Origin of the sequence: Smaragdicoccus niigatensis DSM 44881 = NBRC 103563 (genome assembly GCF_000380645.1) — a bacterium.
GTDB lineage: Bacteria > Actinomycetota > Actinomycetes > Mycobacteriales > Mycobacteriaceae > Smaragdicoccus > Smaragdicoccus niigatensis.
Genome location: NZ_AQXZ01000007.1, coordinates 82,293 through 102,724, shown reverse-complemented (window position 1 = coordinate 102,724; position 20,432 = coordinate 82,293). Strand labels below are relative to the sequence as shown.

General features: G+C 64.0%; 19 protein-coding genes and 1 pseudogene. 7 read left to right on the top strand and 13 right to left on the bottom strand.

Annotation, left to right across the window (positions count from 1 at the left end; translation table 11 throughout):
- The 5 genes and pseudogenes from F600_RS31835 to F600_RS0101490 all read left to right on the top strand — a co-directional run.
- Nucleotides 1-1,434 (top strand): annotated as a pseudogene (locus F600_RS31835) (hypothetical protein); the annotation flags it as partial.
- Entirely contained in the window at nt 1,409-2,020 is a 612-nt protein-coding gene (locus tag F600_RS0101505) for a hypothetical protein (RefSeq protein ID WP_018158811.1), read from the top strand. The pseudogene F600_RS31835 and the gene F600_RS0101505, both read left to right, overlap by 26 nt.
- Nucleotides 2,020-3,018 carry an HTTM domain-containing protein gene (locus F600_RS0101500; protein WP_018158810.1) on the top strand — a complete coding sequence of 333 codons (999 nt, stop codon included), beginning with the start codon at nt 2,020-2,022 and terminating at the stop codon, nt 3,016-3,018. Before F600_RS0101505 ends, F600_RS0101500 begins: the two co-directional genes overlap by 1 nt.
- Nucleotides 3,019-3,089: 71 nt before the next feature.
- Entirely contained in the window at nt 3,090-4,310 is a 1,221-nt protein-coding gene (locus F600_RS0101495; protein WP_018158809.1) for a PucR family transcriptional regulator, read from the top strand.
- A 136-nt stretch (nt 4,311-4,446) separates the two neighbouring features.
- A complete protein-coding gene (locus tag F600_RS0101490; RefSeq protein WP_018158808.1) occupies nt 4,447-4,833 on the top strand; it encodes a hypothetical protein in 387 nt (128 codons plus the stop codon).
- Between the two features lie 4 nt (nt 4,834-4,837).
- On the opposite strand, the gene F600_RS0101485 is transcribed toward F600_RS0101490, so the two are convergent.
- From F600_RS0101485 to F600_RS0101435, 11 genes are all read right to left on the bottom strand, one after another.
- Nucleotides 4,838-5,095 carry a LuxR C-terminal-related transcriptional regulator gene (locus F600_RS0101485; protein ID WP_018158807.1) on the bottom strand — a complete coding sequence of 86 codons (258 nt, stop codon included), beginning with the start codon at nt 5,093-5,095 and terminating at the stop codon, nt 4,838-4,840.
- Between the two features lie 101 nt (nt 5,096-5,196).
- Complete coding sequence (locus F600_RS26370) at nt 5,197-5,904, bottom strand: LuxR C-terminal-related transcriptional regulator (protein WP_051090705.1); 708 nt, start codon at nt 5,902-5,904, stop codon at nt 5,197-5,199.
- A 41-nt stretch (nt 5,905-5,945) separates the two neighbouring features.
- Nucleotides 5,946-6,974 (bottom strand): hypothetical protein, encoded by a 1,029-nt coding sequence (locus F600_RS0101475; RefSeq protein WP_156024351.1) that lies wholly within the window; start codon nt 6,972-6,974, stop codon nt 5,946-5,948.
- Entirely contained in the window at nt 6,971-8,149 is a 1,179-nt protein-coding gene (locus F600_RS0101470; RefSeq protein WP_018158804.1) for a sensor histidine kinase, read from the bottom strand. The genes F600_RS0101475 and F600_RS0101470 overlap by 4 nt, the downstream gene beginning before the upstream one ends.
- A 64-nt stretch (nt 8,150-8,213) precedes the next feature.
- Nucleotides 8,214-8,978, bottom strand: coding sequence for an adenylate/guanylate cyclase domain-containing protein (locus tag F600_RS29965; RefSeq protein WP_018158803.1), 765 nt, complete (start codon nt 8,976-8,978; stop codon nt 8,214-8,216).
- A 9-nt stretch (nt 8,979-8,987) separates the two neighbouring features.
- Complete coding sequence (locus F600_RS0101460) at nt 8,988-10,709, bottom strand: aldehyde dehydrogenase family protein (RefSeq protein ID WP_026306046.1); 1,722 nt, start codon at nt 10,707-10,709, stop codon at nt 8,988-8,990.
- 81 nt (nt 10,710-10,790) lie between these two features.
- Nucleotides 10,791-11,711, bottom strand: coding sequence for a MerR family transcriptional regulator (locus tag F600_RS0101455; RefSeq protein ID WP_245541449.1), 921 nt, complete (start codon nt 11,709-11,711; stop codon nt 10,791-10,793).
- A gap of 13 nt (nt 11,712-11,724) precedes the next feature.
- The gene (locus F600_RS0101450; RefSeq protein WP_051090710.1) at nt 11,725-13,257 is read right to left on the bottom strand and encodes a flavin-containing monooxygenase; all 1,533 of its coding nucleotides are present in this window, start codon (nt 13,255-13,257) and stop codon (nt 11,725-11,727) included.
- Nucleotides 13,258-13,322: 65 nt separating this feature from the next.
- Nucleotides 13,323-14,243 carry a reductase gene (locus F600_RS0101445; RefSeq protein ID WP_026306045.1) on the bottom strand — a complete coding sequence of 307 codons (921 nt, stop codon included), beginning with the start codon at nt 14,241-14,243 and terminating at the stop codon, nt 13,323-13,325.
- 1 nt (nt 14,244) lies between these two features.
- Nucleotides 14,245-15,147, bottom strand: a complete 903-nt coding sequence (locus tag F600_RS26360; protein WP_018158798.1) for an SDR family NAD(P)-dependent oxidoreductase — start codon at nt 15,145-15,147, stop codon at nt 14,245-14,247.
- Entirely contained in the window at nt 15,147-16,124 is a 978-nt protein-coding gene (locus F600_RS0101435) for an alpha/beta hydrolase (protein WP_040629986.1), read from the bottom strand. Before F600_RS0101435 ends, F600_RS26360 begins: the two co-directional genes overlap by 1 nt.
- Nucleotides 16,125-16,208: 84 nt before the next feature.
- Between F600_RS0101435 and F600_RS0101430 the strand changes: the two genes are divergently transcribed.
- Together F600_RS0101430 and F600_RS0101425 are read left to right on the top strand one after the other, a co-directional pair.
- On the top strand, nt 16,209-17,240 hold the full coding sequence (locus F600_RS0101430) for a ferredoxin--NADP reductase (RefSeq protein WP_026306044.1): 1,032 nt from the start codon (nt 16,209-16,211) through the stop codon (nt 17,238-17,240).
- Between the two features lie 124 nt (nt 17,241-17,364).
- Nucleotides 17,365-18,723, top strand: coding sequence for an ABC1 kinase family protein (locus F600_RS0101425; RefSeq protein ID WP_018158795.1), 1,359 nt, complete (start codon nt 17,365-17,367; stop codon nt 18,721-18,723).
- A gap of 14 nt (nt 18,724-18,737) precedes the next feature.
- On the opposite strand, the gene F600_RS0101420 is transcribed toward F600_RS0101425, so the two are convergent.
- Both F600_RS0101420 and F600_RS0101415 read right to left on the bottom strand, forming a co-directional pair.
- The gene (locus F600_RS0101420; RefSeq protein ID WP_018158794.1) at nt 18,738-19,280 is read right to left on the bottom strand and encodes a carboxymuconolactone decarboxylase family protein; all 543 of its coding nucleotides are present in this window, start codon (nt 19,278-19,280) and stop codon (nt 18,738-18,740) included.
- Nucleotides 19,281-19,330: 50 nt separating this feature from the next.
- Complete coding sequence (locus F600_RS0101415) at nt 19,331-20,374, bottom strand: hypothetical protein (RefSeq protein WP_018158793.1); 1,044 nt, start codon at nt 20,372-20,374, stop codon at nt 19,331-19,333.
- Nucleotides 20,375-20,432 lie beyond the last annotated feature (58 nt).

Here is a 20,432-nt window from a genome sequence, read left to right as displayed (position 1 = left end):
CTGGCGACAGGTGGCGCGACCGGCACTGGCCTCGCGACGGGCACTGGTCTGGCGACGGGCACTGGTCTGGCCACGGGTCTTGCTGCTGGTGGTGCGACCGGCACCGGCCTCGCGACGGGAACCGGGCTCGCGACGGGAACCGGGCTCGCGACGGGAACCGGGCTGGCCACGGGTCTTGCTGCTGGTGGTGCGACCGGGACGGGTCTCGCGACCGGAACCGGCCTCGCGACGGGAACCGGGCTTGCGACGGGAACTGGTCTGGCGACGGGTCTTGCTGCTGGTGGTGCGACGGGCACCGGCCTCGCGACGGGAACCGGGCTCGCGACGGGAACTGGTTTGGCGACGGGTCTTGCAACCGGAACCGGTCTTGCCACGGGAACCGGTCTGGCGACCGGCCTTGCCACTGGAACGGGTCTAGCGACCGGCCTTGCCACTGGAACGGGTCTAGCCACTGGAACTGGCCTCGCGACCGGAACTGGCCTCGCGACGGGGACTGGTCTGGCGACGGGTCTTGCTGCTGGTGGTGCGACTGGAACTGGTCTGGCAACGGGAACCGGTCTGGCGACCGGCCTTGCCACAGGTACCGGACTCGCAACAGGTTTGGCCACGGGTCTCGCAACCGGAACCGGGCTTGCCACGGGAACCGGTCTTGCGACCGGTACCGGTCTTGCGACTGGAACTGGCCTCGCGACGGGGACTGGTCTGGCAACCGGCACCGGTCTTGCAACCGGGACTGGCCTCGCGACGGGAACTGGCCTCGCGACGGGGACTGGCCTCGCGACGGGGACTGGTCTGGCAACGGGCACCGGTCTTGCAACCGGGACTGGCCTGGCGACGGGCACCGGTCTTGCGACCGGAACTGGCCTCGCGACGGGGACTGGTCTGGCAACCGGCACCGGACTTGCAACCGGGACTGGCCTGGCAACCGGCACCGGTCTGGCGACCGGCCTCGCGACGGGCACTGGTCTGGCGACCGGCCTTGCCACCGGAACGGGTCTGGCAACCGGCCTCGCCACAGGTACCGGACTCGCAACAGGTTTGGCTACGGGTCTCGCGACGGGCGGTGCCACGGTCACAGGTTTGGCCACGGGTCTCGCGACCGGCGGTGCCACAGTTACCGTCGGCGGTACCGTCACGGGCTTCTCGTCGGTAACGGTGACCGGCGGTGGTTTCGGATCGGGGACTGGTTCCCCAACAGGTTCGGTGTCGACCGGTTTGGGTTCCACGCCTCACGGCACCTCGTCGAGTACGGTGTCCGGGGCAGCGACGGCAGCATCGTCGACCGGTGTTCCGAGGCTGCCGCGCACGGGAGTCTTCCTGGCACGGTTGGTCAGCATCGGTCTGGTCGCTATCGCCGTCGGCTTGCTTCTCGTGGCATTGGGTCGCCGGCGAGTGGGGAGACATCATCGTGGAGCTGTTGCAACGAGCGCGTAGGGCTGGGAGCCTCCAAGAACAGATCGAGAGCTCATTCGTCGGTCAGGTCGCGATCACCGCTTTGGTGCTCCTTCTGATGGGCGTGTCGCTCGTGTTGTGCATGCCGGAATCCGCACTCAAACGGGCGATGATCTCGACCGCTGCTCCCGCCGGAATGGCGCTCGGACTCGACCAGGATTGGCGGGTCTTCGCGCCGAACCCGCCGCAGCGCGTCGACGTTGTGAAGGTCAACGTCCGGCTTGCCGACGGCGATCAACTCAACTGGACCGTGCCGCATGGGGACGGGCTCATCGGCCAGTACAGCTGGTACCGGTGGCAGAAGCTCAAGGAAAACCTGACCAGTTGCCTGCAGATCCAAGGCAACCCACTCCAGGTGACGAACGCCGGCCAACCGTGCGCGAAGTATTGGCTTGACTTCGAACGTTGGGTTTTGCGCGATCTTGACGTTGCCACTGGGACTCAGTCGCTCGTGACCATCACGGTGCACTCGAAGGTGCTGTTACCGCCCGGCGTGCCGGGCAAGGACCCAGAGGCGATCGTCCTCGTGTGCCAGAGCGACACCTACTGCGGACAACAGGCGAAATGATGACGAAGACGACCAACCGCGTTCGCGGAATCGCAGGGGCGTGGCGGAACTTCTGGTTCGAGCCACAATCGATGATGACGCTCGGGCTTCTCCGAATTGTGTTCGGCGTGGTCGTCTTTGGCTGGGGTCTCTCGCTGGGGCCCGATCTGTTCGACCTCTTCGGTCGCGACGGTGTCATGCCGGAGCCGATCTCGAGCCCCTATCTGTGGGGCCTGCTCCACGTGTTCCCCTCGGACACCGCGGTCGTGATTCTGTGGGGGCTGCTGCTGGTCGCGGCGGCCGCGCTGACCGTCGGTTGGCACAGTCGTCTTGCCGCGCTGGTCGTGTTGTTGATCGTGCTGTCGTTCGAGCGCCGGAACATGTTCGTCTTCAACTCCGGCGATGTTCTGCTGCGAATTGAAGCACTCTTCCTGGTGCTGAGTCCGTGTGGCTCGGCGCTGTCGTTGGATCGGAAGCGCACCGCGGGCTCGTTCTGGAGTGCGCAGATGCGGGCGCCGTGGACCTTGCGCCTGTTCCAGTTGCAGCTGTCGCTCGTCTATCTGGTTTCCGTCCAGGGCAAGCTCGCCGGCGGTACGTGGATCGACGGGACCGCGGTGTCGTACGCGCTCCGGGTTTCGGACCTGACGACGTTCAGCCTGCCGTCGTGGGTCATCAACAGTCCCTTGTTCATCAACTTCGCATCCTGGTCGACGTTGGTGCTGGAAGTGGCACTCGCGATCCTCGTCTGGAACAAGGCGGCCCGCCCCAAGGTGCTCGTTCTCGGCGTGATCATGCACGTGACGATCCTGATGTCGCTGGCGGTGGCCTTCTTCTCGTTCGCGATCTTTGTGCTCTATCTGTCGTTCCTCAGTCCGGAGACGGCAGAGCGCTGGGCTCGAAAGTTGTTCGGTTGGAAGATTGCCGAGCGACCCATCGAGGTTGTCGACGCCAAGAGCGGCAAGCGCGCCAAACGTTCCTCGGAGCCGGTCGAGGAATTGGTCGGCGCAGCTTCCTCATAATTCGAATCGGGGCCTGCTGGCTCAGCGACGATGGACGCATTGCCCAACATGAATCGTGTTGAGGAGGCGCAATGCACATCTGGGGACCGCCGTCGGATCAAGTAGCCGAGCTGATTCGAATCGGAACGTCGAGGATGCTCGAGGATTCCACCCGGTTGCTCGATGAAGTGGATCGCGTGGCGATCGAAGCAGCGGATCCCATCGTGCAGATCGAACCCCGCCTCGTTGACGTCATTCGGGCGAGCAGTCGGGCGAACTTCGCGCACTGGGCACAATCGAACTCGCGAGCACCTGGCATGCCCGTACGCCCGAATCTTTCGGCCGAAACGGTGGACCTTGCCCGGGACGTCATCCGCTACGGCTTCGACGAGGCCATCATGCGGACCTTTCACAGTGCCCAGCCCGTTGCCATCAAAATCTGGACGGACGTCGCGTTCGAACTCACCGACGATCCCGCGCTGCTGCACGAGCTTCTGCAAGTTGTCACGCGGTCCGTCTTCGCGTTCGTCGACGACACCGTGGCCGCTCTCTACGAACTGATCAATCGGGAACGCAGTCAGCTCACCGACGCGACGCATGTCGCACGAATGGAGACGGTGTCGCTGATTCTGGAGGGTTCACCGATCTCGTCCCGGCGGGCGAGCGATCGGTTGCGCTATGAACTCGATCGCCGGCACATCGCCGCGATTCTCTGGAGTGACCACAACGAGATCGACGCGGGCCTCATTGAGCAGGTCGCGGACGCCATCGCCCGTTCTTCTGGCGCGCTCCGTCCGCTCCGCCTCCTGGTCAGTTCGTCGACGATGTGGGTCTGGGTGCCCACGATCGCGGAGCCCGACCTCGCGGTGGTGCGGGCCGCGCTGAAGTCCTCACCTGGAGTCCGGCTCGCGATCGGGCGCGCCGACTCCGGCATGGCTGGGTTCCGGCGCAGCCATCTCGACGCAGTCGTCACGCAGCGATTGATGCGCAGACTTCCGGCGTCGACCCAGCTCTCGACTTACGACGACGTAGAGGTCGTCGCGCTCGCGACGCAGAATCAGGAACGCGCCGCCGAGTTTGTGACCCGAACCCTTGGCGACCTGGCGACCGCGCCCGACGAGTTGCGCGAGACCGTCCGCGTCTACTTGAGGGAAGGATCGAGTCCGACCCACGCGGCCCGCGCGATGTACACGCACCGGAATACGGTTCTGAGCAGGCTCGATCGAGCACGCGCACTCCTGCCTACGCCGCTCGATGGCCGCGGGTTGCAGATTGCGCTGGCCTTGGAGATTGCGCACGTCTTCGCCGACTAGATGTGCAATTCGCACTGTGAAGCGATAAATCCAAGGCACTTCGTCCGTGCGTCGCCGATATTTCCTTCGCTACTTTGGAGACAAGCACGAATCGGACCCCCCGGGCCGACAGTCACTCTCTGGAAGGAGAACAGCAATGACGCTGGAGACCGACACCAACAAAACCGTCGAGTCGCTCAAGGAGGCGAGCCGCGAGCTTGCCGCACTCGTGGACGTGATCGGCGAACAGGTCCGCCCGGCCGTGAAGTTCACCGTCGACCGTGTGGACGAAATCGCGGCGGTCTTCGCGAGCGAGGCGCCCGCGCCAACCGCGCCCATCGAGTTCGAGGCCAAGTCGACCAAGGATGAACTCGACGCTGTCGCCCGCGATTTCGGTGCACTCGCCGACGCCATCGGCGATCAGCTTCGTCCCGCGATCAAGGTCGCGGTCACCGCGGCCGACGGCATCGCCTCCGCCGTCGAGTCAGTCCGGACTCGTCTGTGGAAGTCCATGATCGACCTCGGTGCCACGCCAGCCGTTTAGCGGACTACAGCGCACCTAGATCGAGGAAGCCGTCCTGCAATGCCCGCGCCAACAAGGCCGACTTCGTCGGCGCAGGACGGCCGACCATCTCGTACTTCGCGCGGATTCGGAGCAAATGGGTGTTGATCGTGCCCATTGCCACGTAAAGCTGGCGGCCAACCTCCTCTTTGGAATCGAGGCGCAGCCAAGTTGTCAGTACCTCTATCTCGCGCGGGCTCAAAGCCGGAATGCGCCACCCTTGCTCCATTACGCTCACCGTCACCGGATCTCCCGAGTCTCATCCGAACCTGTCGGTATCGACGTTAGGGCGATCAGCGAGGCAGCAGAATCCCGCGATCTTCGTCCCCGATTTTGGGGTCTTGACTAGCCGCGCTTCGTCCGTATCATCTTCGAGATCCACGATCGCTGTAGGACTGGAGGCGGAGTCGGCGTCGGAATGTATCCGTCCTCGATCGCCCTTTTTGCGAGGTCGACCTGTGAGCGTGCGGGTCTGGCCGCTTCCGCATATTTCCTTCGAACCCGGTCGACGTATTGGTTCACCGTGTGCGACGACAGGGAAAGCCGACGAGCAATCGCGCTCTCGGTCATACCGCTCGCGATCAACTCGAGGACCTGTCGCTCTCTCTCGGTCAGGCCCACCGCCTCGACCACCGGATCGCCGTCGACCGCGGACGCCCATTGCACCGACGAGACGGTGTGGCCGGACGCCGCGTCGCGCACCGCAGTCACAATGCTCTCGGCCTCGAGCGTCTTGAGCAGAACGCCGAGCACACCCGCGCGTGCCGCCTGCCGCACGAGAAACTGGTCCTCGCCGCTCGTGAACACGAGCACGTCAAGACCGGCGTCTCGCAGTTCGGCGACGTTTGCCACCGGCGAAGACCCGTCGCGTAAACGCAGGTCCAATACGACGAGATCGAGGTCGGAAGCCTTCGACAACAGGCTGCTCACCGTCTCGGCATAGGCGACGAGTTCCAGGTCGTCGGTTGCCGCGAGAGTGGCCTGCAACCCTCGACTAAAAGTCTCATGGTCATCGACGTGACCGATTCGAAGGCGCTTCTTCACGTTAAGCATTAGATCCTCATTCGGTGGGACCGCACAGTCGGCGAGGTGAATTACGCATGCACTTCGACATTTCCGTTGGCAAGAATGCCCATTTGTTCAAACTCGCCGTTCTGCTCGAAGACGAATGTCGCGACGTACTGCCGCCCAGCCGGCAGAATGCGCGCGGTCGCGGCGCCTCCCTGCAAGATGTTGAGCTCGCTCGCCAGTCGCTGCTGCACCGTTCGCAGAACGTCGTCGTCCAGTTGGCCATCTTCGACGAGAACCACGCGCGCACCTCGTTCGCGTGCGCTCCGCGCCGCGGCCGCAACCTCGTCGTTCGCCAATGAACGGCCGGACAGCCGGTCCCGCAGCGCTGCCTCGATGAGCCTGCATTCGCGCCGCATGTCATCGGTAATCGATCCTCCGCGCGCGATTTGCTCGAGCATCGGCACGGCCTGCTGCCGAATCGCTTCGAGCTCGCGATCGCGTTCTTCCGAGCGGGCTGCGATGGCGCCTTCGGTAGCGGCAACGTTCACGGCTTGACGGCGGAGTCGGACGATCTGGTCAACGGCGGGGCGTATCGCAAGCGTGAACAACGTCGCCATGAGCATCGGAGGGAGGTTCTGAAGTGACAGAACGAATCCAAACATCAAGCTGCCGCTGACGCTGAACGACCACCCCGACATGACCGCCGCGAACGACACCCAGCCGATCCAACCCCACAGCATCGCGCCCCGGGCGCATAGAAAGGTCAGCACCGCCGCCGAGACGATCATCTGCGGGAAGTACAGGTGGTCTTCACCGAGAATAGGCGGTCTCAATTGCGCCATTTCCAGCGCCGAGCCGCAGGTCACACAGCCGACGACGATCGCTGCGTAGCGCGCAGGAAGCGGATCTCCAGGCAGGAGCATGAGGCCGAGCCCGCCGAGCAACAAGAACAACAGGGCGAGCGCGATGACGGGAATCGAGGTATTGAACTGGTCCAAGAACGACTCACCAATCACGCCGGCGAAGAACCATCCGAAGACCGTCCAGCCGCCCCAGGAGACGAGTCCCGTGAAGTCTCGCACGTCGGCATCGAGAAACCTTTTGGTGTTCATGCGGCGACCCACCCAAGTTCCACCATCGTGCCGACACCCGGTTCGGACTCCACTCGGGACCAGCCACCGTCGATGGCGTTAAGGCGCGAATGAACGCTGACCGCCAACCCCATGCGCTCGCGCGATACCGCGCGCGGATCAAATCCGATCCCGTTGTCCGCGACCCGGATTCGAAGCTGGGTGGGGTTGGCGTCGACGGAGACGCGCCATTCCCGTGCCCCAGAATGGCGCAGCACATTCCGGACCGCTTCCAAGGTCGCCGACGCCATCGCATCGGAGACTTCGGCGGGAATGAGGTCGGGCTCGGAATCGACCTGCAGATCAATGGAAGCGAGGTCGTCGGCGAGAGCAACTGACGCTCGAATACGTGCGACAAAGTCTGTGAAATGAACGGCAGAGGATGTACTTCCGTCCTCCAGCGCCCGAAGTTCGGCCAGGGCCGCGGCGGCCTGTCGTTGGGTCAGCACATCGATTGTCGAGTGCGGAGTCCGCATCGCCGTGATAAGCGCCGCGAGCACGCCATCGTGGGTGAGTTGCTTGAACCGTTCCCGCTCGAGTGCACGTGATTCGGAGGCGGCCGCCGTGGACGTCTGTGCCCGAGTTTCGTCGAGCGTCTCATCGAGCACTCGACCGGTCTTGACCATTTGCCCGACGGACAGGGCGAAGATCGCTATGAAGGCGGAGTTGATTGTGATCATCATCCACGCCGGTTCGTCGTACGCCGTGATGGCGCGAAGGTTCACTTCGTACGCGGTGGTCGTGATTCCGACTGAATACCCAACCACGGTCGGCCATCGTCGAAAGAGTGCAAGGGCAATCGCACCCAAGCCCGGCATGGCATTGAACCAGGGAGTGTCCAGCGCCGGAATGTGCTGGCTATCCCACAGAAACAGCCACGAAAGATGGAGCACGACATACCCGATCGCGAAACTGTGCATTACGCGCGATAGTGCCCAGATCGACCCTCTGAGCGACGCCGCGATCGCCCCGATACCGCAGGCAACGATGAACCCGAGCGCACACGGCGTCCACCAAGCCGGAACGAGCGACGATTGGCCGCCTAGGGTCGTGGACAACACCAGCGCGTAGAACAGCGCGCCGGAACCCGTGAACGCGGCAGCGAGTCGAAGAAGCCGTGCCTGAGCAGGGCCGACGGCGTTAGTTCTTGTTGCCACCGCATGAGATTAGGTGGTCAGCGGGCAAATCGGTCACTCGAAGCGCGACGTTCGGCCGATGAATCTACGACTCGACCAGCCAGATCTCCACGGGCTGGTCGATCCCTTTGAGCGACACCTCGCGCGGACCGCGGAACGTGAGGTCGGTCTTCCCGGCGCCCAGCTCATAGAGGTCGCCGGAGATGAGAAATTCGCCGCCATTGGCCTGTCCGGCCACGCGGGAGGCGATGTTGACGACGTTCCCGAACACGTCGTTGTCGGTCACGATGGCGCTGCCCGTGTGCGCACCCGCCCGAAGCGGCAACGGGTGGTCGCCTTGAACAAGCTCCAGACCCGCGCGGATGGCCTTTGCGGGGTCCTTGAAGACGATCATCATGCCGTCACCGATGTGTTTGACCGTCATTCCGTCGAAGCGGCGAACGACCGGGCCCACCGACCGATTGTGGGTCGTGAGCAGCTCCATCGCCTCCGCGTCACCGTGTTCGGCGGTGAACTGGGTGAAGCCCTGCAGGTCGATGAACAGCACCGAGACCACCGCCTCGGTGCTGCCGCGCACCGCGAACCGATTCCAGGCGACATCCCACGACATCAACTGCAACGCATTGAGACCGAGTGCGTTGAGCGACGATGGACTGCGCTCGACGGCCCGCTCCATGAACCGCCGCATCGTTTCGACCGGCGGTACTGGTGGCAGGCCGGCCTTGGGGTTGGCGAGCCAATCCTGATCGACGATCCCGACTTCCACAGCGAGGCCGTGGAGTGCCGGGTTCGACCTCAAGAGGGCCGCCAGGCGTTCGGCGACGAATTCTGGCGGCCGCGGGCGACGCAAAGGCAAGGGCTAGCCGCGCAACGCCGAAGCGAAGATTCCCGGAATCTTCCGCAACTGCGGCCGCGCTGCGAAGCTCGCGATCCGGCGACCCGTGGTCGCGGCGGTCTTGTTCGTGACGAACCACGGCGGCTTCGGGAGCAGGTCTTTCTTGCCGTGTTTGAACGACCGCGGGAACGCGTACCACGGTCCGCTGACCACGGTCTTTTGCGGCTTGTCGAACAACAGCACGTTGTGGACGACTCCGGTTCCGGACTGGATGTCCGTCCGGGCGTGACCGGGGAAGGCGCCCCAGGTCGCCTCGGAGATCAGGAACGCACCGGCGTTCCATATGTTGACTCCGATGGCACCGTACTTCAGCCTCGCGACCTCGTTCTCGAGAGCGTCCTTGCCGATCTCCTTGATGGTCTTCGGGTGAATGAGGATCGTGGAGCCGAGCGTGCCCATCAGCTTGTCGTTGGCGAAGTCGATTGCCGTGCGCAGGAATTCGAGTGGGTCCGTGGCCGGCAGCGTGGTCTGCGCGAGCGCGGGGCAGAAGTACTCCTCCTGGAACGCGGTCTCGGCGGCGGTGGAGTCGAGGCCGCGGACGAATTCACGACGCTGGTCCCCAGTCCCAATGACTTCTGCGGATGGATAGCTCTCGTTGACGGCGTCCAGGCGTGCCGAGGCGCCCGGGTAGTAAACCGAGCGGGGCGGGAGCGAGCGGAACTGCTCATCGATCTTCTCGAGCAGCGGCTCACGCAGTTCCCAGCCTTCGGACAGGATCACGACCTGAGCGGCAATGCAGTTGTGGCCCGAGTTGTGCAGCTTCATCGTCGCGATGTTCTCGGCCTGGAACTTGACGTCATTCTTGTTCCACGGACCCGGCACGACGATGACCGGACCGACGCCACCGAGCTCGCTCGTGAACGGCTTGTCGATCTCGGGCTGGTCCTTGGCCTTGCGCTTCTCGCCTTCCTTGCCGACGCCGAACAGGATCGCGTCATGGCTGCGGGCGCTGCCGGTGATGTGGATCTTGTCAATGCCGTCGTGTCGCGTGAGGTACGCGCCGGTGGGCGTTCCGCCAGACACCACGGCGACGAATCCGCGATCGATGAGCGGCTTGAAGATCGCGCGCATGACGTCGGCGAGGTAGTCGTTCACCGGGTTCATCTTGAGCAATACGACGCGGCGATCGGCGACGAGTTCGTACAAGGTGTCCAGCGGCGGGATGGAGTTGATGTTGCCGCCACCGAGAACGAGCGCAACTTCGCCGGCGAACGGTGAGTCGTACGCGACCGCGGTCGTGCTGGCGAGGTTCTCCGGGGTGACGCCCTCCTGCATCCAGACTTCGGCGGTTACGCCGTTCATCAGGAGGCTGTCGATCACCGACATCGGGTAGACCTTCGCGATGACCTGGCCATCGGCGCGGGTTCGCACTTTCTTCGGCTTCGGCTTCTCGCCCATGGCGATCTTGCGAAGCGAGTCGGCGTAGCCCTCGAGGGCCGCGGCGGTCGCCCACGGTCCCGAGATCCACTCCTCGCCGGCCCATGGGGACGACGGATCGACCTTCTTGCCCGCGACGGATCGCTTGACCCACTCGTCGGCATTGTCGGCGATCAGGCCGCGAATCTCGTCCATGAAGTCCGCTTTGTCCGCGGCCGGAAGGTCTGCCCACTCCTTCGCGTGCTCGTGAAGGCTGGCGACGATGGCATCCAATTCCGCTGTGTCAAGCGGTGTATCGGTGGCGGTCATGGCCTGACTCTACGCCCGCGCGCGGGGTGGCCGGGGCGCGTTGAAAGTCCGGAATCGTGGCAGCTGGGAGTACGAATACGGTCAGTCGCTCGGCTTCCGTCCGCGCTTATCGGCGACGCCGACCAGATAATCGGCGAGCTCGGTCTCCACCGCTTCATCGAGTGCGCTGGCCAAGGTGGTGTGCACCGCGGACACCCCCACTTCGCGGAGGGTGTTGAGCATCTCTGTGAGGTGGCTGACTTCGTCGTCGCTGTTGGGTAGCCAGCCATTGCCGTGTTGTGCGGTGATGTGGGATCTCGCCGCATGGACCAGTAGGTCCGCGATCTCTTTGACTCGTCCGCTGACCGACGTGAAGAGATCGATGAGTTCGGCTAGACCGAGTCCGTACTTATTCAGCGCCTGAAATGTCTCGAGCAGTTTGGGCTGAGTGATCGTGACGTTGTCGGCGTCGAGTTGTGCGATACCGAGGCCGCTGAGTTTGGCGAGGAGTTCGGCGTCGCCGTCACCGAGGAAGGCCGAGGCGAGTTCACGCGGAATCACGATGGCCTCGGCCGCCTTGGTCCACGTGGCGGTCACCGCATGTTGGAGGCCCAGGACCTCGGTCAGGTCCTTGCCTGTTTCCCAGCTGGTGATGAAGTCCGCGATGTGGGCGGTGGTGAACCCTCGTTGCAGGAGGAGGTCGATGATCTTGAGCCGTTCGAGGTGCGACTCGTTGTAGATCGCCGCCCGGCCTTCGCGACGCGCGGGTGCCATGAGCAGACCCCGCTCTTGGTAGGCGCGGACGTTTCGTACCGTCGTGCCGGCGGCGCGCGCCAAGTCGTCGATCCGGTACTCGCCGGTCACTGCGCTCCTCTCGGGGTTGACTCCCGAGGTCCAGCTTATCGACTTCATGGCAGGTCCAAGGCCCGGCAGGCGGGACAGCGGCCGGCGGAGGGGAAGCCCCACCGAGGCAGTACGCGCCCGGCCCGTCGACTGGTTTCGACTGGTGGCCGGGCGCGTCATGATTCGTTCTCCTCTAGTTCGATGCGGATACCGTCGCCCGCTTGGTCTGCCGGGGTAGGCGGCGGGCGGGGATCGCGGTGTAGTCGGTCAGCTCGACGCTCTTGAGCTGGCCGACGAATTGGGTGGCGAATCCGGGGAACATCGATGGATTGAATCCGTCCTCGGTCAGGTACCAGCTCTTACAGCCTGAGTTCCAGGTGGTGGCTTTTAACCGTCGTTGGATGTTCTCGTTGTAGCGGTCCTGTCGCTCGCGCCGGACCTCGAGGATTCGCAGGTTGCGATCGAGAAGGACGCCGATCGCGTTGGTGAGGTAATCGATCTGAGCTTCCATGTAAACGAGCGCGGAGCTGTGTCCCGGTCCGGAGTTGGGGCCGAACGTGAGAAACAGATTCGGATACCCGGAAACGGCGACGCTCTTGAACGCGTACGCGCCGCGTTTCCACTCGTCGTCGAGAACGCGACCGTCCCGGCCGGTGATGGGAATGGGAGCGCCCGTCTTCGAAACATCGAAACCTGTGGCGAAGACGATGCAGTCGAATTGGTGCTCAATTCCTTCGACTGTGCGGATGCCCTGTTCCGAGATCCGTGCGATCGGCCACGTGACCAGCTTGCAGTTGTCCCGCTGGAGGGCGGGGTAGTAGTCGCTGCTCATGAGCAGTCGCTTGCAGCCGGCGTGGAAGTCGGGTGTGAGCTGTCGCCGCAACCACGGGTCGTTGACCTGGGCACGCAGGTGTGCCTTGCCGACGAGTTCCACGACGCGGGTGAGCGGCGTATCCCAGACGACACCCAGCGCGACCGATTCGTGGCCCCAGAACCAGGCCTGTCGGGCCAGCGACTCCGCGCCCGGAATCTGCCGGTAGATCTGTTTGGAGAGTGCATTGGTGCGATGGTTGACCCGGGGCAGGACCCAGCCCGGGGTCCGCTGGAACACCTTCACCGAGGCCGCTTGCTTGACGAGTTCGGGGATGATCTGGACCGCGCTCGCGCCGGTTCCGACGACGGCGACTTTCTTGCCAGTGAAGTCGTAATCGTGGTCCCAGCGGGCGGAGTGAATCTTGTGGCCCCGGTAATCCTCGATGCCGCGGATGTTCGGCAGGCTCGCGTTGGCGAGGGGGCCCGATGCGAGCACTACCGTCCGCGCGTCGATGGTGCTGTCGTGGCCTTCGACTCGGATTCGCCACAGACCGGCGTCCTCGTCGAAGTCCATTCCGATGATGTTGTGCGAGAAGCGAATCGAGGGGAGGATGCCGTAGTCGTCGACCATGCGATCGATGTAGCCGAGGATTTCCCCGCTACCTGAGTACGTCTGCGACCAGTCGGGGTTGGGCGCGAAGCTGTACGAGTACAGGCGCGACGGGATGTCGCACGCCGCGCCGGGGTAGGTGTTGTCGCGCCACGTTCCGCCGACTCGGTCGCTCCGCTCGAAGATCGCGACGTTGGTGATCCCCTTGCTCTTCAAGCGGATCGCTGTTCCGATTCCGGCGAAGCCGGCACCGATGATGGCGACGTCGAGTGTGGCCATCGGAGGCGTGTGTTGGGTTGTCATCTGGTGACCGTCCTCGTCGTTGAAGATGTCGGCATTCGAGATGTTGGCGTTCGAGATGTCGTTTGTCATGCGGCCGGCCGGTAGGTCAGTTCCTTCGACCACGTCGGTTGGCCCGAGAGCATTCCGGCGGGGATGTGCGCGGTGATCTTCACCAGCGCATCGGCGAGCAAGTGGTACGGATGATTGCGGTTGATGACCATCGAGCCGTGGAATCTGACGATCTGGTACATCGGCAGTCGTCGCGCCCACTTGCTCCGTTCGCCGACCGCCGAGTAGCGGCGCAGTGCGGCGTAGAGGCGCTCTTCGTCGACGCCCATGGCTACGACGTTGTCCCGCATCTTGTTCAGGAGCGGCACATAGCTCAGGATCCCGATCATGAGGGATGGGCTGAGCCACCCGCCAACCAGGTCGATGATCAGTTTCCGGGTGCGGGCGTGCCCCAGCAGGTCCATGACGGCGTAGTCGGTGGCCAGGTGGCGAGATTCGTCGGAGTTGATCCGGCGGAACACTTCTTGCGCGACCGGGTCCTTGATTTCATCGGTGATGAACTTGATGAGCGCGCCGTCGAGCGCGACTTCGAGCATCGGGATCACCGTGCCGAGGAACGACAGCGACATTCCGTCGGAGTACTTGTCGAGGAAGTCGATCACGAGTTTGACGTTGATGTTCGGCTGGGGGATCTCCTCGCCGTCGAGCATGCCCCAGCGGCGCATCAGTGCGAGTTCGGCGTTGGCGTGCTTCTGCTCCTCGGCGTGGAAGTGCCGATAGATGTCCTTGAGTGTTTCAGTCGGCGCTTTTTTCGCCATGGCGGCGAATCCGCGCGCGCCGACGTTCTCGATCCACATCAGGTCCGCCATGAACGGTTTGAGCTTGCTCCACAGTTCGGGGCTCATGGTGTCCGCTCCGGGGGCATCCCAATTGATGTCCGCCAGAGCCCACTGCTTGTCCTTGATCGTTTCGAGCATGTGATCGAAGTCGTATGACATGTCAGACTCCTGTTGTCTGGGTGGGGAGAAGTGGCTGAATCGAATGCGAGTTGTCTTGCGGCAGAATTCGATTCAGAAGGCCGAGGGCGGCTGTGTACTGCGCCGGCAGGTGCCGTTTGAGATGCCAGATGAGATTGGCGTCGAGCTGTGGGAGGACATAGAGGTGGCCTTTGTCGTGTGCGTCGAGCGTTGTCCGCGCGACGCGCTCGGGGGAGAAGCCGGTCCACCGCATCAAGGTGTCGGCGATCTGGAGAGACTTCTCGGTGAGGTCTCCGTTGCGGGCGACGTTCGTCTTGACGAACGTGGGGCACAGGGCCGTGACCGTCACGCCGCTGCCGGACATTTCGGCGGACATCGTTTCGGACAGCGCCAGCACCGCGGCTTTGGACACGTTGTAGGCGGCCATCCGGGGTGCGGCCGCGAAGCCGGCTGCTGAGGCGACGTTGATGATTCCCGCGCGGGCCGAGTTCGCGCGGAGCAGCGGGGCGAAGACCTCGCAGCCGTAGACGACTCCCCACAGGTTGATTCCGAGCGCCCACTCCCAATCGGCGAATCCGATGTTGCCGACCGTGCGTCCGCCGATGCCGACGCCAGCGTTGTTGATGACGAGGGTCGGCGGCCCACCGAAGATCAGCTCGGCGTGCATCGCGAGACTCTCGACGTCGTCGCGGCGCGAGACATCGCAGAAGACGGCGTGAGCTTTTCCGCCGTGCACACGTTCGATGAGGCGGACCGTGTCGTCAGCGCTGTCTTTGTTGATGTCCGCACAGAGCACCTCGCCGCCCCGTGCAGCGAGTTCGACCGCGAACGCGCGACCGATTCCGCTGCCGGCTCCGGTGACTACGGCTTTCGCGTTGTACGAAACTCCGTCTTTGCCTCCGAAAATCAAGTCCAATCCAAACATCAGCTCACCTTTTCCTCGGGGGTGGAAGCGCCGGCGAGCGTTTCGCCGACGAACGACGCTGCGCGATCGAGGGCCGGCTCGGCCTCGGGAATCAAGCGCGGCAGGGCCTGGAAGACGTGGAACTGCCCGGGCCAGATCTCGAGCTCGCACGAATTTCCCGAGGCGCTGACGACCTTCTGCAGGTAGCGCGCGTCGGCTGCGAGCATTTCGTCGCCACCTGCTTGGACGAGGATCGGCGGCAGTGCGATGCGCGGGGGGAAGGCCAGTTTGAGTCGGTGGTGGTCGTCGGGCTGGCCGGCGGTATACAGCGCTACGGTCCGCCGCGCCGCGCGAGCGGTGATGAGCGGGTCTGGTCTGTGGCGCTCCTCGGCGGCGGCGAGTTCGAAAGTCAGGTCGACCAGCGGCGAGAACAGCGCGACGCCGGCGGGCTGTGGCGTACCCGTCCGGGCGTTGTCGATGAGCAGATCGAGTGCCAGATGGCCGCCTGCGGAATCGCCTGCGACGACTATCTGGTCGGCGGTGAGCCCGCGCGACAGCAACCAGCGATAACCCGATTCGACGTCGTCGGCGGCAGCGGGAAACACGTGCTCGGGGGCGAGGCGGTAGTCGATGAGGAAGACCGGCAGCCCGGTTTTCCGTGACAGCCGGGAGGCAAGACCGCGATGGGTGCGTGGAGAGCAGATGACGTACGCGCTGCCGTGGATGTAGTAGATGGCCCGGTCGGCGTGCCGCACGCCAGGAGCGAGGACCCATTCTCCTCGAACCTTTGGGTCCCGTACGGGAACGACCGTGGTGCCGGGGAGCGGAGGTCCGAGGGCGGACATGAATGCGGCGACCGCTCCGCGGCCGATCGCCACGCCGAGTCGGTTGCTCGGTAGCGAACTGTTGAACTGACGAATCGTCCGGCGGGCCGCGGCGGATGCGGCGCGCGAGCGCCACGTCGGTGACGCTGGGACATCGAGGTTGGTGGTCGTCATTGACCGGCTGTTTGCCATGACAAACAGGATCACTCGACTATGTGCCACTTGTCAATGGCTCATTGGATGCGCACACTTGTGTTCATGAATGAAGTGACGTCCGGTGCGCGGTCCTTACGCGTGTGCGCCACGGTGCAAGAGACACCAGATGCGGTTTCGATCGTCTTCGACGCCGGTGCGATTGACGTTCCGTACCGGCCCGGTCAGTTCCTGACGGTGCGAGTATGTGGCGAGTTCGGTGCCCTGGCGCGCTGTTACTCGTTGTCGAGCGCGCCGGGAGTGGACGATCGACTCCAGATCACGGTCAAGCGCACGCGGGCTGGCCGTGCGTCGAACTGGATCTGCGACAACGTGACTGACGGCTCGTATCTCGATGTCCTGCCCCCCTCGGGGCAATTCGTGCCGCGTCGGTGGGATGTCGACTTTCTGCTGTTCGCCGGCGGTAGCGGTATCACGCCACTGCTCTCGATCCTGAAGGCTGCGCTCCACGAGCATCAGAACAAGGTCACGCTCGTGTTTGCCAACACCGATGCGCGGTCGGTCATTTTCGCTGCGCAACTCGACGACCTGGCCCGCCGCTTTCCGGACCGACTCGACGTTGTGCACTGGCTCGAGTCCGAGCGCGGCCTGCCCACTGTCACCGGTCTTCGCACCATGATCCGCCCGCCGCGTGGGCACGTATTCCTCTGCGGTCCCGGACCTTTCATGGCGGTCGTGAACGACTACCTCGAGGGCGTGGATGTCGGTCGTGACCGCGTCACGACCGAAACGTTCACGTCGCTGCGCAACGATGTGTTCGAGGGCGCGCCGGCGGTGGTGCCGGCTCCGGACGACTCCCACGGCACCCGGCTACTTGCCGAAATCAATGGTGATTCGCATCGACTGACCTGGCCCCGGGACGTGCCACTCCTGGATGTTCTCCTGGCCGCGCGACTCGATCCGGAGTACGTCTGTCGTGAAGGTTCCTGCGGTTCGTGCGCGTACACGCTGGTGAGCGGCGAGGTGAAAATGCTCGCCAACGACACCCTCGACACCTACGAGCTGAACAAGGGGATCCGGCTGGCGTGTCAGTCGGTCCCGATCGACGACAACGTACACGTCCGCTTCGATCAGTGATCGGCGCTCGACGCGCGAGTGGGGGTTCTTGAGGTGTGCCGGGTCTGTACATACCGTGATCCACGAATGTAGGTTTCGACCCACAGACCCGGCATCGATGCCCAAACCACAAGGCGAGCGTGCGATGAACAAACATGACGCCTCGTCACCGACGCTGCGCGCTGTTCCGCTGGCGACGGAGGTGGCGCGCGTCGGCTCGACGGCAGGTCAAGCAGTGTTGGGGCTTGGCCGCTTTGCGATGCGATCCAGCGTTCGGGGACCGTCCGGCGCTCGACGGCGGGCGGCCCGTGAAACCCGTGAGACCTTCGCCCGCCTCGGTCCGACGTATGTGAAGTTCGGACAGCTCATCGCGTCGAGTCCGGGAGTCTTTCCCGAGGTGCTGGCGACCGAGTTTCGCGGGCTCCTCGACCGTGTTCCACCGGCCGACCCGGTCGAAATTCGCCGGGTATTCGTCGAGGAGTTCGGCGAAGGCCCGGAGAGTATCTTCACCGAGTTCGACCCGAAACCGATTGCGTCGGCATCCATCGCCCAGGTGCATCGCGCAACGCTGCGCAGCGGTGAAGACGTTGTCGTCAAGATCCAGAGACCCGGTATCAAGGTGCGGTTGGCGGCCGACCTGCGCATTCTTCGTCGCGTAGCAGCTGTGCTGGAGTGGTCGGTATACGGGCGCATGCTCAACGCGCAGGAGATCGTTTCCGAATTCGAGGCGAATCTCAATGACGAGCTCGATTTCCGCGATGAAGCGCGGGCTATGGAGCAGTGGTACGCCGCCGTCAAGGACTCCACCTACAGCGCGAAGGTGCGCACTCCGAAGGTGTACTGGATGTTCACCGGCAGCCGCGTCCTGACCCTCGAGCGCGTCGATGCGATCCGCATCGACGACCTGTCGGCCATCGCCGCCGCTGGGCACAGAGGCGAGGACCTGATCCGGACACTCCTACTGAGTCTGCTCGAATCGGCTTTCCACGGCGGCATCTTCCATGGCGATCTGCATGCGGGGAACGTCTGGGTCGACCACGATGGACGGTTGGTCTACCTCGATTTCGGGATCGTCGGCCGGTTCGATTCAGCGACCCGGGTGCTCCTGCGACAGCTGGTCAGCGACCTGCTCATCCGCCGCGATTACGACGCCGCCGGACGTGCCTTGCAGCAGATGGGTGCCGTTCGGCGATCGCGCTTGCCGGACACCACCGCCAACGACATCGCGACGTTCGTGGCGCCGGTGGGTGTCACCGCACTCGGCAGCCTGTCCTATGGATCCCTGGTTGGGCAGCTCACCGAACTCGCTAAGAAGCACGATGCTCGCCTTCCGCGCGAACTCGTGCTCGTCGCCAAGCAGCTCCTCTACGTGGAGGGCTACATGAAGCAGCTGGCCCCGAACTGGCGACCGTTCGTCGATCCCGAGGTGTTGAAGTTCTTTGCCGGGCTGGTGCGCGAGGCAGAGGCCGAACGCGCCAGGATGCCGTCAGCCGCGATCGGGTAGGCGTCGGGAAGCCCCTAGAACTGATCGCGCCCGATCTGCAAGACGCCGATCGTCGTCGCTAGTCCGTCGTACTGCGTGATGACCAGGCAGATTTCGATGAGTCGCCGCTCGTCGTAGTGCTTGGCCAGTTCGTTCCATTCCGCGTCCTCCAGACCGCGAGTCAGCAGAATCTGGTCGACCGCGTTGAGGAGCGCTCGTTCCTTGTCGTTCCAGCCGGCCGCTTCCGGGCCTTCCTTGATGCGCTGCTGAAGCTCTGGAGTGAGTCCGGCCTTGGCGCCGAGTCGGCGGTGGTGGTCCTGCTCGTAGTCGCAGGCACGCAGGTGCGCGACGCGCAGGATGATCATCTCGGTGTCGCGTCGACTCAGCGAACCGCCGGGCATGAGTTGGCCGCTGTAGTGCAGCCAGCCGAGGAACGTCGCACCGGTGCGACCCAATGTGCTGAACAGTTTCGCGTTCGACGTCCCGGCCGCCGTGCTGATGACCTTCGCCAGTCCCCAGTTGATCGGACCGAGGTCGCGGAAGCCGCCGGGGTTGATGCGAGGGGTTTTCTGTTCCACAGGGTCGAAGGTAGTCACCGCAACCGGCGCGGGGAACGGTGACGCGCTGGCTAGCTGGCAGACGGAGTCTTCGGGTCAGTCACCTCGTGAAGCTGGCGAACCAATTCCTCGAGTCCGGGACTACCGGTCTCGTCGGCAATCCGCTCGCAGATCGTGAGCAGATTGCGGCCGGCGTGCGGCGGCATCGCGATGACCAACCAGGTCAGATCCGCCCACAATGATTCCTGTACGGCAGCGCGGACGACCGATTCCAGAAACTCGGTTGGTCGTTGCGCCATCAGGCCCGCGAAGTATTCGCGGCCGGGCTGGGGAAGCACGCCGAACAGTCCGAAAAAGACGTCCCACGCATTGAACGTGCCAACCGTTTCAAGGACGTGGGTGCGCAACGTCTGATCGAGGTTCATGAGGATTTCTGCGAGCCGAGCCCGTTGACTGGTCCCGACGACGGCAATGAGTTGCAGGATCTCGACCCAGCGGTCTTGTTCGTCGACGAAGTGAAGGATCTTGATGATGCGCTCGTCATTCAGGCGGTCGAGAATTCGATCTATTCCGGTCGAATTTTCCACGAATGGAATCGTGCGGACGATCGAGTCGTCTGACACCGCGTCGAAGGCGACGCGCAGCCGGGCATCGTCGAGATGCGACACCACGCGGCCCATCGAATGAAAATCGTGCCGTGCGTCGAGGATTCGTGCGACGTGTTCGACGGTGTCGATCGGAGCGACCGCAAGCAAATGGGTGACCCGGGTCGGATCGATGTACGGGGCCATGTCGGCGACGTATTCGGCGGGCACCCGAGTGGCGAGTTTGACGGCTCGTGGTGGGGCGAGAAGTTCGGCCACTCGCGCGGCCAGGCGTGGTGGAACCCGTCGGGTTGCGATGCGGGCGACAAACGAGACGGGCACCCGGGAAACCGCACGCGCAGCGCGCCCGAGTTGTTCGCGGTCGGCGTCAAGAAGCATGTCGGCGGCTTGTTCGCGAAGTTCGATAATCGTCGCGGTATCCAGCGGCTCGAGATACCTCAGCTCGTCGGCAGGGACGGCGAGCAAAGCGGCTAGCTTGGCCACTTCGGCGCGATGAACGAGCTTGCTCAATGTGCGAACTATCTTGTGCGGTGGTCGATTTGGTGGACGACGCTGTCCGGCACGCAGA

What these genes read in the sequence shown, in the direction of transcription:
- F600_RS0101445 (WP_026306045.1), bottom strand. Translation starts at nt 14,243, where the DNA reads ATGTCATACGACTTCGATCACATGCTCGAAACGATCAAGGACAAGCAG.
- F600_RS0101495 (WP_018158809.1), top strand. Translation starts at nt 3,090, where the DNA reads ATGCACATCTGGGGACCGCCGTCGGATCAAGTAGCCGAGCTGATTCGA.
- F600_RS0101460 (WP_026306046.1), bottom strand. Translation starts at nt 10,709, where the DNA reads ATGACCGCCACCGATACACCGCTTGACACAGCGGAATTGGATGCCATC.
- F600_RS0101425 (WP_018158795.1), top strand. Translation starts at nt 17,365, where the DNA reads ATGAACAAACATGACGCCTCGTCACCGACGCTGCGCGCTGTTCCGCTG.
- F600_RS0101435 (WP_040629986.1), bottom strand. Translation starts at nt 16,124, where the DNA reads ATGACGACCACCAACCTCGATGTCCCAGCGTCACCGACGTGGCGCTCG.
- F600_RS0101500 (WP_018158810.1), top strand. Translation starts at nt 2,020, where the DNA reads ATGACGAAGACGACCAACCGCGTTCGCGGAATCGCAGGGGCGTGGCGG.
- F600_RS0101430 (WP_026306044.1), top strand. Translation starts at nt 16,209, where the DNA reads ATGAATGAAGTGACGTCCGGTGCGCGGTCCTTACGCGTGTGCGCCACG.
- F600_RS0101490 (WP_018158808.1), top strand. Translation starts at nt 4,447, where the DNA reads ATGACGCTGGAGACCGACACCAACAAAACCGTCGAGTCGCTCAAGGAG.
- F600_RS0101475 (WP_156024351.1), bottom strand. Translation starts at nt 6,974, where the DNA reads ATGAACACCAAAAGGTTTCTCGATGCCGACGTGCGAGACTTCACGGGA.
- F600_RS26370 (WP_051090705.1), bottom strand. Translation starts at nt 5,904, where the DNA reads ATGCTTAACGTGAAGAAGCGCCTTCGAATCGGTCACGTCGATGACCAT.
- F600_RS0101450 (WP_051090710.1), bottom strand. Translation starts at nt 13,257, where the DNA reads ATGACAACCCAACACACGCCTCCGATGGCCACACTCGACGTCGCCATC.
- F600_RS26360 (WP_018158798.1), bottom strand. Translation starts at nt 15,147, where the DNA reads ATGTTTGGATTGGACTTGATTTTCGGAGGCAAAGACGGAGTTTCGTAC.
- F600_RS0101455 (WP_245541449.1), bottom strand. Translation starts at nt 11,711, where the DNA reads ATGACGCGCCCGGCCACCAGTCGAAACCAGTCGACGGGCCGGGCGCGT.